Origin of the sequence: Alkalibacillus haloalkaliphilus (genome assembly GCF_007991275.1) — a bacterium.
In the GTDB taxonomy this organism is placed as follows: domain Bacteria; phylum Bacillota; class Bacilli; order Bacillales; family Alkalibacillaceae; genus Alkalibacillus; species Alkalibacillus haloalkaliphilus.
Genome location: NZ_BJYA01000022.1, coordinates 16606 through 29552, shown reverse-complemented (window position 1 = coordinate 29552; position 12947 = coordinate 16606). Strand labels below are relative to the sequence as shown.

Annotated in this window: 15 protein-coding genes and 1 riboswitch; of the genes, 10 read left to right on the top strand and 5 right to left on the bottom strand. The window is 37.6% G+C overall.

Annotated elements, in window-relative coordinates:
- Nucleotides 1–87: 87 nt before the first annotated feature.
- Complete coding sequence (deoD, locus tag AHA02nite_RS13825) at nt 88–795, bottom strand: purine-nucleoside phosphorylase (protein ID WP_146818310.1); 708 nt, start codon at nt 793–795, stop codon at nt 88–90.
- Nucleotides 796–1011: 216 nt separating this feature from the next.
- A complete protein-coding gene (locus AHA02nite_RS13820; protein ID WP_146818308.1) occupies nt 1012–1815 on the bottom strand; it encodes a VLRF1 family aeRF1-type release factor in 804 nt (267 codons plus the stop codon).
- Between the two features lie 211 nt (nt 1816–2026).
- A riboswitch (FMN riboswitch) is annotated at nt 2027–2168 on the top strand.
- A 33-nt stretch (nt 2169–2201) separates the two neighbouring features.
- Between AHA02nite_RS13820 and ribD the strand changes: the two genes are divergently transcribed.
- The 7 genes from ribD (at nt 2202) to AHA02nite_RS13785 (ending at nt 7279) form a co-directional block, all read left to right on the top strand.
- Nucleotides 2202–3305 (top strand): bifunctional diaminohydroxyphosphoribosylaminopyrimidine deaminase/5-amino-6-(5-phosphoribosylamino)uracil reductase RibD, encoded by a 1104-nt coding sequence (gene ribD, locus AHA02nite_RS13815; protein ID WP_146818306.1) that lies wholly within the window; start codon nt 2202–2204, stop codon nt 3303–3305.
- Nucleotides 3305–3958 (top strand): riboflavin synthase, encoded by a 654-nt coding sequence (gene ribE, locus AHA02nite_RS13810; RefSeq protein ID WP_146818304.1) that lies wholly within the window; start codon nt 3305–3307, stop codon nt 3956–3958. Before ribD ends, ribE begins: the two co-directional genes overlap by 1 nt.
- Nucleotides 3959–3968: 10 nt before the next feature.
- A complete protein-coding gene (locus AHA02nite_RS13805; RefSeq protein ID WP_146818302.1) occupies nt 3969–5156 on the top strand; it encodes a bifunctional 3,4-dihydroxy-2-butanone-4-phosphate synthase/GTP cyclohydrolase II in 1188 nt (395 codons plus the stop codon).
- An 11-nt stretch (nt 5157–5167) separates the two neighbouring features.
- Nucleotides 5168–5635 (top strand): 6,7-dimethyl-8-ribityllumazine synthase, encoded by a 468-nt coding sequence (ribH, locus tag AHA02nite_RS13800; RefSeq protein ID WP_146818300.1) that lies wholly within the window; start codon nt 5168–5170, stop codon nt 5633–5635.
- 91 nt (nt 5636–5726) lie between these two features.
- Complete coding sequence (locus AHA02nite_RS13795; protein WP_146818298.1) at nt 5727–5933, top strand: hypothetical protein; 207 nt, start codon at nt 5727–5729, stop codon at nt 5931–5933.
- A 91-nt stretch (nt 5934–6024) separates the two neighbouring features.
- On the top strand, nt 6025–6600 hold the full coding sequence (locus AHA02nite_RS13790; protein WP_170236113.1) for a superoxide dismutase family protein: 576 nt from the start codon (nt 6025–6027) through the stop codon (nt 6598–6600).
- Between the two features lie 106 nt (nt 6601–6706).
- Nucleotides 6707–7279, top strand: coding sequence for a hypothetical protein (locus AHA02nite_RS13785; RefSeq protein WP_146818294.1), 573 nt, complete (start codon nt 6707–6709; stop codon nt 7277–7279).
- Between the two features lie 541 nt (nt 7280–7820).
- Here AHA02nite_RS13785 and AHA02nite_RS13780 read toward each other — a convergent pair.
- A complete protein-coding gene (locus AHA02nite_RS13780; RefSeq protein ID WP_146818292.1) occupies nt 7821–8987 on the bottom strand; it encodes a MalY/PatB family protein in 1167 nt (388 codons plus the stop codon).
- 286 nt (nt 8988–9273) lie between these two features.
- Here AHA02nite_RS13780 and yugI point away from each other — a divergent pair, with 286 nt between their 5' ends.
- The 3 genes from yugI to AHA02nite_RS13765 all read left to right on the top strand — a co-directional run bounded on the left by yugI (nt 9274) and on the right by AHA02nite_RS13765 (nt 11482).
- Nucleotides 9274–9660, top strand: a complete 387-nt coding sequence (gene yugI / locus AHA02nite_RS13775; protein ID WP_146818290.1) for a S1 domain-containing post-transcriptional regulator GSP13 — start codon at nt 9274–9276, stop codon at nt 9658–9660.
- A gap of 112 nt (nt 9661–9772) precedes the next feature.
- Complete coding sequence (locus tag AHA02nite_RS13770; protein ID WP_146818288.1) at nt 9773–10936, top strand: iron-containing alcohol dehydrogenase; 1164 nt, start codon at nt 9773–9775, stop codon at nt 10934–10936.
- 138 nt (nt 10937–11074) lie between these two features.
- A complete protein-coding gene (locus tag AHA02nite_RS13765) occupies nt 11075–11482 on the top strand; it encodes a YugN family protein (RefSeq protein WP_146818286.1) in 408 nt (135 codons plus the stop codon).
- On the opposite strand, the gene AHA02nite_RS13760 is transcribed toward AHA02nite_RS13765, so the two are convergent.
- Nucleotides 11471–12475 (bottom strand): potassium channel family protein, encoded by a 1005-nt coding sequence (locus AHA02nite_RS13760; RefSeq protein WP_146818284.1) that lies wholly within the window; start codon nt 12473–12475, stop codon nt 11471–11473. The genes AHA02nite_RS13765 and AHA02nite_RS13760 overlap by 12 nt on opposite strands.
- 115 nt (nt 12476–12590) lie before the next feature.
- On the bottom strand, nt 12591–12935 hold the full coding sequence (locus tag AHA02nite_RS13755; protein ID WP_146818282.1) for a TraR/DksA C4-type zinc finger protein: 345 nt from the start codon (nt 12933–12935) through the stop codon (nt 12591–12593).
- Nucleotides 12936–12947: the final 12 nt, after the last annotated feature.

The window sequence follows — 12947 nt, the reverse complement described above, 5'->3', positions numbered from 1 at the left end:
CGAAGGGTTTATCAGCGTTTACGGAAATTTATCAGCACTCACGAAAAACTCTCTTATGAACTAATCATAAGAGAGTTGGGATAAGGCTTATTTAATTGCTGCATCTAGTGCAACTTCGATCATGTCGTTAAACGTAGTTTGGCGTTCTTGAGCTGTCGTTTCTTCACCAGTAATGATATGGTCACTTACTGTTAAAACAGCTAGTGCTTCACGGTTGTATTTAGCAGCGATTGTGTATAGAGCTGTTGCTTCCATTTCAACGGCTAATACGTTATATTCAGCTAACTTATTGAAAAGCTCCATTGCGTTATCACGGTAGAAGCTATCACTTGTGAAGACGTTTCCTACACGTAAGTTAAGGCCGCGCTCTTCACCTACGTCATAAGCATTTTTAAGTAAACCGAAATCAGCAGCAGGAGCGTAATCTACACCACCGAATACCATACGGTTCATTTGAGAATCTGTTGTAGCTGTTTGAGCTAAGATTACATCACGTACTTTAACGTCTTCTGTAAGAGCTCCACAAGAGCCTACGCGGATTAACTTTTGTACGTCGTATTCTTGGATTAGTTCGTTTACGTAGATTGCAATACTTGGTACACCCATACCTGTACCTTGTACTGAAATACGCTCACCCTTATATGTACCTGTGTAACCGTACATACCACGTACTTCATTGTAGCAAGTAACATCCTCTAAAAATGTTTCTGCGATATACTTAGCACGAAGCGGGTCTCCTGGTAGTAAAATCTTATCAGCGATATCGCCTTTGTTAGCACCAATATGTGTACTCATAATTAAATTTCCTCCTTAAGTGTTCTTACTTAATTAAGCTACCATAAAAGAAAAGCGCAAACAATTTATAAAGCACGCTTTAACCTTATTCATTATTTTCAATCAATTCTACTGATTAGTAGCTATACTACAATAAATATTTCTTTCCTTATTCCAACTTATTTATGTAAGCAAAAAATTAACGAGTCGAACAAAACTTGTCCGACTCGTTAAACCTTACATGACTTCTTCTAATATTTTAGTTTCTTCATGATCTAGTAAGTTTTTATTTACTTTATTTTCAATTGGCTTATTCATATTTTTCTCAAGCTCGTCTACTTCATCAGAACTGCCAATTAAGTGAATTTCATCCCAATCATTTTGTTTAGCTAGCTGGTCAATTTTAGGTGCGATTGATTTATACCAGCGTGAACGATTCTCCTCAAAACGGTCAGCAATTTCATCTTTTTTAGCTGACTTAGCACCGCCTGACCCTAAGTTTGAGTCAGCGTGGTGTGGTCCGACGTGTTGTTTCCAATCCTCTGTATTTAAATCAAGTTCATATAACATTGTGTCTTTAATTGAGCCTAGCTCCGCATCTATTAATTTGATGTGATCTTTTTGGGTTAACACAATTCCTGTTTTAGGGAATTGTTCATTTAATGATTTTAATTGATCTAATACGGGCGCATCTTCCCAATAAAATTCTGTTTGAACTGGCATTTGGAATGTGTCAGCAAACCATATATCACCTTCACCTGTTGCGAAGATTATAACACTTTTCTTCAAGTCTTTTTGATGTTCTTCCATAAATTTCTCAACTTTTTCTTTAACAGCCCAAAAGTTTCGCTTTTCATCTGAGTCGCCATCTTCTTGTAAATAGTTCTCAAAGTTATTTAATCCGTTTTTAAGGTGAATCTTCCATTCACCACCTTGTTGATCTTGATCAGCAAGGTCTGTATTTAAATACATGGTAAATACACGGTTCGGTTTTTCACTCTGATAATGTTCTAGTTGGTTTAATACTTTTCTTAGATCCATCTTAAATCCACTCCTTTTCGTGTATTTATTTGTTTCATTCCCACGGAAATTTTGTTTTAAACATCTTAGTTCAAAAAATGAAACAGGATGATAGCATAATCAATATATGTAGTTTATAATAAAAATTATAATATAAGTTTTTTGTCATTTTTAGACACAATTGCAAAAGACACAGTAGGAATTTAATGTATTCAGTCATCTAGATTGAGTATTGATTCTTCGGGGCAGGGTGAAAATCCCGACCGGCGGTGTTGAACTATACAAAGTTCTCAGTCCGTGACCCGTATTCGTTACGGTGGATCCCAGTGTGAATCTGGAGCCGACAGTTAAAGTCTGGATGGGAGAAGGATCAGATCGTGACCCGGTTTACAAAAGGGGGTTAACGATTGAAAGATGAACAATTTTATATGCAACATGCCATTGATTTAGCTAAGTTAACTGTTGGGCAAACGAGACCGAATCCGTCAGTTGGGGCGGTTGTCGTAAAAGATGGGGTTGTGATCGGTACAGGTACTCACTTACAACCAGGGCAACCACACGCTGAAGTATATGCCCTACAGCAAGCACAAGAACAGGCGAGCGGAGCGACGATGTTTGTTACGTTAGAGCCGTGTTCTCATTATGGTAAAACACCACCTTGTGCTAAAGCAGTTATTGATTCAGGAATTAAAAAGGTCTATGTCTCAACATTAGACCCAAACCCTAAAGTAGCTGGAAAAGGCATTCAATGGCTAAAAGATGAAGGTATAGAAGTAGAAGTCGGCTTGTTAGAAGAGCAAGCTCAAGACATAAATCAAAAATTCTTCCACTTTATGAAACATAAAAGACCATTTGTCACGCTGAAAACAGCTGTTTCTATGGATGGAAAAACGACTGCCAACAGCGGCGACAGCAAATGGATCACAAGTATTGAATCAAGACATGATGTTCATGTATATCGTCATCAACATGAGTCGATTTTAGTTGGAAGTAAAACCGTTTTACGAGATGATCCTCAATTAACCACCCGTCTGCCCCACGGAGGTTTAAATCCTACACGTATCGTCCTTGATACGAATTTATCAATTCCAATAGATGCAAATTTATTAACAAATGATCAAGCAGAAACAATAGTCGTCTGTGCTAAACAAGCTGATTATAAAAAAGAGGAAAAAATCAGTTCAATCGACCATGTTAAAGTGTGGCGAATGGATACAGAACGAATCGATTTAGTAGAGCTATTACATAGACTAAAAGAAGACAAAATAATGAGTGTTTATGTAGAAGGTGGCTCAACAATTCATTCAGAGTTTATCCAAAAAGAGCTATTCGATGAAATTCATTTATATATGGCACCGAAACTAATTGGCGGTGAATTTAGCAAAGCTTTTTATAATCAATTAGGTTTCGATCAAGTAGAAGATTCTGTCCAAGTCGACTTTAAAAATGTCGAAATGCTTGGACCAGACCTTAAGATTACAGCTAGACCTCAACAGAAGGAGGTAGACTAATGTTTACAGGTATTGTTGAAGAAGTAGGAACGATTCAAAATATAAAACAAGGTTCTGAGTCTTTACAATTAACGGTTTCAGTTAATGAAATTACAAAAGACGTTAAACTCGGTGATAGTATTTCCGTTAACGGCGTATGTTTAACGGTTACTGAGTTTTCAACGACATCATTTAATACCGATATTATGCCAGAGACATTTCACCATACCGCACTAAAAAGCTTAACAGTTGGTTCAAAGGTAAATTTAGAGCGCGCGATGCCAGGTGATGGTCGTTTTGGAGGACACTTTGTCTCAGGTCATGTCGATGGTCTTGGTAAAATTGTTAATCGTGAGACGAAAGATAACGCCGAGTATTTCCATATAGAAGTAGACCCAGACCTGGCTAAGTACATGATGTTAAAAGGTTCGGTCAGTGTGGATGGGACATCGTTAACGATTTTCGGTTTAGAAGGAAATACGTTTACGATCTCACTTATTCCTCATACACAAGACGCGACAATTTTAACGACAAAGTATACGGGTGATCTCGTCAACATTGAATGCGATATGTTGTTAAAATACGTTTATCAATTAATGAACCCGAATCAAGAGGAGAAAAAACAAGGGTTATCGATGGAAGCTTTGCGTGAAGCAGGTTTTCTAAACCAATAGGAGGGGCATTATGTTTGATTCAATACATGAGGCAATTGAAGATTTAAAACAGGGGAAAGTCGTCATCGTTGTTGATGATGAAAATCGTGAAAATGAAGGTGACTTTGTCGCCTTAGCTGAACATACAACACCAGAAGTAGTCAATTTTATGGTTAAGGAAGGGCGCGGACTAGTATGTGCCCCGATTACGCAAGATAAAGCTGATCAATTACAACTAGAGTTAATGGCTGATGTTAATACAGACAGTCATGGAACTGCATTTACTGTAAGCATTGACCATGTTGAAACGACAACAGGTATTAGTGCAGCTGAGCGTTCACACTCGATTATGCGGTTGGTAGAAAATGATGTAGTACCAACAGAGTTTAAACGTCCAGGTCACATCTTCCCGTTGATCGCTAAAGATGGTGGCGTTTTGCGTCGTGCTGGACACACAGAAGCGGCGGTTGATTTAGCTGTATTAGCTGGTGGGAAGCCAGCAGGTACAATTTGTGAGATTATGAATGAAGATGGAACGATGGCAAGAGTACCTGAATTACGCAAAATTGCTGATGAACATGATTTAAAATTAATTACGATTGAAGATTTAATTAAATATCGTCGAATGCACGAAAAGCTAGTTGATCGTGCTGTTGAAATTAACTTACCAACTTCTTACGGTGACTTTAGAGCGGTTGCTTATACGAACATCATTGATGGTCGTGAACATGTTGCATTAGTGAAAGGTGATATTACACCGACTGAACCGACTCTCGTTCGCGTGCATAGTGAATGTTTAACGGGTGACGTATTTGGCTCAAACCGCTGTGATTGTGGACCACAACTTGATGCAGCACTTGCTCAAATTGAAGAAGAGGGTAAAGGTGTTCTTCTTTATATGCGCCAAGAAGGTCGTGGCATTGGCTTGTTAAATAAATTAAAAGCATATAAACTGCAAGAGGAAGGGTATGACACAGTAGAAGCTAACGAGAAGTTAGGATACCCAGCAGATTTACGAGACTATGGAATTGGTGCACAAATATTAGAAGATATCGGCGTTCGTAAAATGCGCTTATTAACGAACAACCCACGTAAAATTAAAGGCCTTTACGGCTATGATTTAGAAATTGTTGAGCGTGTTGGCTTGAAAATGGAAGCAAACAAAGATAACGAAAAGTATTTAGCTACTAAACGAGATAAATTAGGACACTTATTCTAGGAGGATGAACAATGAAAACATATGAAGCAAATTTAGTCGCACAAGATTTAAAGGTCGGAATCGTCGTAGGTCGATTTAATGCATTTATTACAGAAAAATTATTAGATGGTGCTTTAGATGGACTAAAGCGCCATGGGTTAAGCGAAGATAACATTGAAGTCGCTTGGGTACCAGGCGCATATGAAATTCCTTTAGCAACAAAGAAAATGATCGAGCATGGTGATTATGATGCCGTCATTACATTAGGTACTGTTATTCGTGGTGCAACACCACACTTTGATTTCGTCAGTGGTGAAGTTGCAAAAGGAACTTCTTCAGTAAGTTTAGATACAGGTGTACCTGTTATCTTTGGCGTCCTGACAACTGATACTATTGAGCAAGCAGTTGAACGTGCTGGTACAAAAGCTGGTAATAAAGGCTATGAAGCGGCAGTTAGCGCTATTGAGATGGCGAATTTAGTAACGGAATTCAAAAAATAGATTGTCATAAAGATGAAACATTCACGTATGACTGACTACACGACTTCTGTTACAATGACAGTAATAGTGACTAGAAGTAGGTGTATGCTTTATGATGGAATTTTTATATTTTCCAGAGGATAAGACATTATATATCCCAGCTGTAATAACGCTAATCATCTTTATGGTTTTAGCTTTTATGTTTTATAGATGGATGGTAAAAGTCTCTAATAAAGAAGAGCAAGCTTTTAACGAAAGATTCCCTAATCAAAATGAACATGATCAGCAAAATCATAATGTTGATTCAAAAGAACAGTGAGTAAAAAGGTGAGCGACTAGCTCACCTTTTTTTACGTTCCTAAAGTTTAAATCCATTTTATTCTAGCCATAATATAGAAGAGGTGATGAGAATGAAGTGGGTTTACTTAGTTGGAGTTATTTTCTTATTATCAGCTTGTCAAGCGGAGACACAAGTGACATCAGCAGATATTATTAACACGGACTATGATGTGATTGGTGAGATTACATTGACTGAGGATGCTGAAGGTGTCGAAGTTGAAGTTGAAGTGGTTGGCTTAACACCAGGTTTCAAAGGGATTCATATTCATGAAATCCCGGAATGTGAAGCTCCTACTTTTGAGTCAGCGGGTGGCCATTGGTCGATAGATGAAGAAGCTGAACATGGGTTGATGCACCCAGATGGTCATCATATTGGTGATATGCCAAATATATTAGTAGAAGATGATGGTTCTGCGACATATGAATATGTGATTGAGGATGCAACGTTGCTTGATGGACAAGGTTCCTTTTTTAATGAAGATGGTGGAAAGTCTCTTATCATTCATGAAGGACCAGATGACGGGATTAGTCAGCCAGCAGGTGATGCAGGTGATCGGGTAGCTTGTGCTGAAATTACTAAAGATGATGACGATGAAGAAACAGATAACCCAGCTGAAGGTGAGGAAGACGAAGAAGAGGAAGAGTAATTAATTATAGAATCCACTAAATTTGCGCTCTAGTAGATTTAGTGGTTTTTTCTTAGTTTCTGGATATTTATGTTAACATGGGAGCAAAGGTAAGAGGAGAGATCATGTGTATAGGTTGTTATTATTTTTAATTATGATTACATTATTATTAGTTGCCTGTAGTGAAGGTTTAGAGGAGAATACGATCAAAAACGTTAAGTTATCTGATTTAGATCGATCAATTTCAAAAGTCAGTTCAGATCAAATGAGTGTTCATGAATTTAATGTTAGTGAAGAGTATAATTGGCTAGAAGTGTGGGTTGAAAAGTATGTCGATGGTGAATTAGTAGAAGATGATTTCAAGTTTTCAAAGGGAGTTGAAAGTGAAGGACACATCATCTTTTCTACCGATCGAGATGACAATTTTTCATTTAATATCGGAATTACGAACAATGGATCAGTCGGGACGAGCCATGGTCATGATCCCATTTCAGAAGACCGAGAAGTTACATCGTTTGGTTGGACTATAAACGATGAAATGGTGGTTAGTGAAGAGGAGCTACCGTTAGCTGGAAAATTCTATATCAATGAAGAACGAAGAATGGGCTTTTCAGGTAATACGTTAGAAGAGTGGGATGACTATAAAGACGATTATGATCTTGCATATATAGTTAAAGCCCGATTTACAAATGAAAATTAATGCAAAATAATGAGGTTGGGACAAAAGGTTTGGAGTGTGATGAAAACACGAACGATTGGCTAATTAGCTTAGTTTAGCAGTCTCTTAGCGGAATCAAAATGCGTAGACTCCTGGTCGGCTAAAAACGGTCACGTCCTGCGCCTGCGGTTACTCGGCGCAAATTAAAGCGCTGAAGCCTTTGAAACCTGCATTTGTGACCAACGCCGACATTAGACCGTCCAGGTCGTCATGGGAGCAAAGGCCAGGATGAGACCCCGGGATGCACCTGCGTCTTCTAGTTAAGCTTCGAAGTAGGCTTCCTCGGTGCAAAGCGCAAGGGAGTCACTCGAAGTAGTAGCTTGGCTCACAGCCGTCCCTGCATAGAAAACACTGCGACAAACGACCGTAGGGAGTTTGAGCAGATGTTGCACTTGTGCCCTGTGGGTAAAAGCGAAGCATTTTGATGGAGCGGTGATACAAGATAAACCCGAACGAATTCAAAGTATGATTTCGTTCGGGTTTTGTATATTAACAATTATTTCTGTCTCGACCTCATTTGTATTTATTCACCAAATGCTTCAACTAATCGTTTTGTTGCTTCTTTTACCGTTTCAGTTGGTGCTGCGATGTTAATACGCATAAACTGGTCACCAACATCTTTACCAAACGTCACACCGTCATTTAAACCGACCTTTGCTTCTTCATTCAGCTTGGATTTGATCTCTTTATGAGAATAGCCAGTTTGAGTGAAATCTAGCCAAATTAAATAAGTTCCCTCAGGCTTAATCGGTTTAATTTTAGTGCGATTGTTTAATTCGCTTTCTAAATATTTATAGTTCTCTTCTAAAAGTGGAATTAGCTCCTCTAACCATGCATCACCGTGCTGGAATGTAGCCTCCATTGCTACATAGGCAAACGTATTAAGTAAGCCAAATCCTTGTTGACTCAATTGTTTCTCTAATTGTTTTTTAAGCTCATTGTTAGGGCTAATGACGAAAGAGCCTTGTAACCCTGCAACGTTAAAGGTTTTAGACGGTGCCATTAACGTAAATGTGATCGCTGAGATTTGTTCATTCAGTTTAGCAATAGGTGTATGCTTGTAGCCGTTAAAAACAATGTCAGCGTGAATCTCATCTGAGAATAAATACACATTATATTTAACACATAAATCAGCGAGTTGTTGAAGTTCTTCTTCTGTCCAAACACGACTAACAGGATTGTGAGGACTACATAAAATGAAAGCTTTAGCCCCATTTTTAAACTGTTGTTCAAGGTCCTCAAAGTTCATTTTATACTGACCATTTTGCAGTTGTAGAGGGCTTTCTACAAGTTCTCGGTTATGATTTTTAACAACAGAAAAAAACGGAGGATAAACAGGAGGCTGTATAACAATTTTGTCTCCTACCTCTGTAAATGATTGAACGAGCGCGTGTAAAGCAGGAATAACCCCTGGTGTAAAGGTAATTTGGCTTGAATCCACCTCATAATCATGCCTTCTTTTAAGCCATGATTGAATAATTTTTAGTAAGTGATCGTCATGATTCGTGTATCCGTATATATTATGTTCGGCACGTTTTATAATAGCATCTTGTAATGCTTTTGGGGCAGGTAAGTCCATGTCTGCAACCCACATTGGAAGAATGTCATCACTTCCAAATAGCTTTTCTCTAAAGTCATATTTTGCTGCACGTGTATTTTCTCGATTAATGGTTTGTTCGGATAATTTCATCTCATATCCCCTCCATAATCTTATCGTACACTTAAAAAAGGGCAAAAAAAAGGGCAAAGTGTTCAGCACTTTGCCAAAGGGGGAATACGAGAAAGTATTACACTAATAGTAATAACCATTTTAAAATTTTATAAACGTGTTTTAAAATATTTTTTGAAATTAAGGTCAAAATGTAATTGTGTAGCGTTCAAATGCAAATTTCTAGTCTGAACTGCTTTTGAATAAAGAAAACCGATATGTTAAAATACGTAACGGTATAACAGAATACTAGTGGGAGTTGGATAAAATGACTAACGTAATTGAACAAGGACAAGTTGTTGAAGGAAAAGTAACTGGAATTAAACCTTATGGTGCTTTTGTAGAGATTGGTGAAAACCTACAAGGTTTAGTGCATATTTCTGAAATTACTCATGGATATGTTAAAGATATTAATGATCACCTAACTGTTGGTGATGAAGTTAAAGTTAAGATTATTAATGTGGAAGAAGATCGTGGTAAGTATTCTTTATCTATTCGTGCGACAGAGAAGAAGCCTGAGGTCCAATCAAAACCTAAACAGCCCCAGCAACAACAAGCTCAACAAGATAGTGATAGCAATGGCTTCAATGTTTTAAAAGACAAGCTTGAAGATTGGATTGAACAATCTAAAGACCGTGAAACTTATCGTAATTAATGTAAAGTGACCTCCTATATGAATGGAGGTCATTTTTTTACTCAAGTATTTCTTTTGCGAATTAAAATATGTTCCGACATAATAATAGGAGAGGTAAGAAAGGAGCATTCAAATGGAGAATTTTATTTTTCATAACCCGACAAAGTTAGTGTTCGGTAGAGGACAGTTAGAACAGTTACCATCATTAATTCCAGGCGGTGTTGAGCGTGTATTAGTGACGTATGGTGGAGGTAGTATTAAACGTAATGGTATTTATACGAATATCATGAAAAAGTTAACAGACAATGGTTATGAACCGTTTGAATTAGGAGGAGTAGAGCCTAATCCACGATTAACTACAGTTAATCAAGGTGCTGACCTATGTAAAGAAAATGATATAGACTTTATATTAGCTGTTGGTGGAGGTAGTGTCATCGATGCTGCTAAAACGATCGCATCAGCAGCTAAGTATGATGGAGATGCATGGGACTTAGTAACAAAGAAGGCACAACCTGAAGATGCGCTTCCGTTAGGCACAGTGTTGACATTAGCTGCGACAGGTTCAGAGATGAATGCAGGAGCAGTTATTACAAATTGGGAGACTAATGAGAAATATGGTTGGGGTTCTCCGTTTTCATACCCAGTCTTTTCAATTCTAGACCCGGTTCATACTTATTCAGTGCCAAAGGATCAAACTGTTTATGGCATTGTTGATATGATGAGTCACGTTTTAGAACAATATTTCCACACGCCAACTAATTCACCTGTCCAAGATCGTATGGCTGAAGGTATATTGCGCTCAATCATTGAGGCGGCACCCAAGCTATTAAATAACTTAGAGTCATACGAGCATAGGGAAACGATTATGTATGCCGGTACAATGGCCTTTAATGGCATTTTACAAATGGGTTATCGCGGTGATTTCGCGACACATAATATCGAACATGCTGTTTCAGCTGTGTATGATATCCCTCATGCTGGTGGACTATCAATCCTCTTCCCGAACTGGATGAAGCACAATTTAAGTGTTGATGTATCTCGCTTTAAACAAATGGCAACACGTGTCTTTGGTGTGGATCCTACAGGTAAGTCTGATGAAGAAACAGCTTTAGAGGGAATTGACCGTCTAAGTCAATTTTGGAGTTCATTAGGTGCTCCTACTCGTTTAGCTGAATATGATATTATTGATACTAAGTTAGAATTAATGGTTGACCGAGCAATGAAGCGCGGCCCATTTGGTAACTTTACTAAATTGCATGAAGATGACGTGCGCAAGATTTTACAAATGTCACTATAATTAAGCTAAACCTGCCTAAGTATTAACTGGGCAGGTTTTTTACGTTTATAGCCATTACCATTTCTTTTTTTAATTAAATCGAAAAAAAGCGTACACACTATGAGCAACAAAAAATTATAAAAAGATGGTGATAAAGTTATGATTACACTTAATTCAGGAATTGAAAATCAAGCTTACTCATTTGAAGACATAGAAAATATATTAAGCCGATTTGACTTTATGGTTGGTGGTAACTGGGAATACGACCATGCTTACTTTGACCATAAATTGGAGCAAACTGATGAGGCTTATGCTTTCATTCGAATCCCTGTTACAACTGAAATTGGTACAATTGGTGAGAAAAATGCACATGTTAGAGTAGGTAAACCATTTGTATTAGTTCATAAATATGAAGCAGGTATTGATCATCAAGGAGACTCTGGCAACATTCAAGCTACTTTTAACCAATTCCAAGCTCCAGAAGACCCTGATGCTGAAGTTGATGACCAATATGTGAAACAAGCAGAAGAAGTGATGTTAAAAGTCGAAAGAGCTCTATTGCAATAGCTCTTTCGTTACAATAATACGATCGTCTGCTTTAAATTTATCTTCTGAAGGTGGGTTGATAATCACTTCATCATTACGAATGTAACCAATTAATAATTTGCCGTTTTCTTTTGCCTGATGTGTTAATTGTAAAACGGTTTTATCAACCCAATCTTCTTCAACTTTATGGACAATGAACTGTTGCTGTGACAAGAGTGACATGACGTAATCAAATGCTTTTACATATTCATGTCCTGTTAGCTCATGGTAAAACAACGTACTAGTTGATTCGTTCGTACAAATAACCTCAGTTGCTCCTGCTCTTTCAGCATTCATCTTTTGATTCTCTGTTAATATTTCCACTAAAATAGGAATTCTATGGTTTAACCCACGTGCAGTAATGACGACTAAAATCGTATGAATGTCAGCTTCTTTTTCTACTTTTGATTGATCAGCTGTCACAATTATTTTCTTTGCTTTTTGTAAGTTAGCTTTTTCCCAAGTTTTATCAACAGATGGGTCACCATGTACAAAATGCACATTAGAATCGTTAACAGGATCTGATTGTAATGTTTCATCAATTAGTACAATGTCTACTTGATTTTTATATTGAGAATCAATTAAATGGATAAGCTTGCGTGTCCTTTCGTTCCAACCGACAATAATAAAATGTTCTTCACCGTGAAAGGCTACTTGTCCACTTTTATAGTCATCTTCTCTTTTGATTGCACCACTCGATAAAGTAACCATATAGAATGTTAATAAACCTCCCCCTGCTAAGATAAGCAAGATGGTCATAATTTTTCCTATTGTAGATTGAGGAACAAAATCGCCATAACCAACTGTAGCACCTGTAATAAAAGCAAACCAAATTCCTTCAAAGGCTGTTCTAAACTCATTTGGTTCAATTAAATGCATGATGTAGCCGAAGATCACCATGATTGTAAGAACGGTAAGTAGTAGTCTTAAAAAAATTGGTATTTGAAAGTATAATCGTAAAAAACGATAAACCACATAGTTCACCTCAAGTCTCTATCTAGCTACATTATTTCCTTTCATTAACAATTTTATTAATATGTTAGAGAATAAAAAAACACGTGAAAATTCACGTGTTCTTTTAAAGATCAGTTTAAAGCTTATATCGGGCTGTTGGCATTGCTTCTAAACGTTCAAATGGTATAGCTTCACCCGTTTTTTCACAAACGCCGTAAGTCCCATCTTCCATTTTGGCTAAAGCATGATCAATTTCTTTAAGTTGTTCTTTGGCGCGGTAATAAAAAGTAGTGTCTTTTTGTCGTTCGTACAATTCCGTTGCTGAATCACCTGGATGTTGGTCGTCCACGGAATTCAATTCGCCTACAGACTCTTCAAACAAAGCCGGAGAATCTTCAAATTCCTCAATTTGGTCGACTAACTGTTCACGTTCTTCAAGCATTTCTGCTCGTAATAGACTCCATTGTTGCTGGTCTGACATGATGCCACCTCA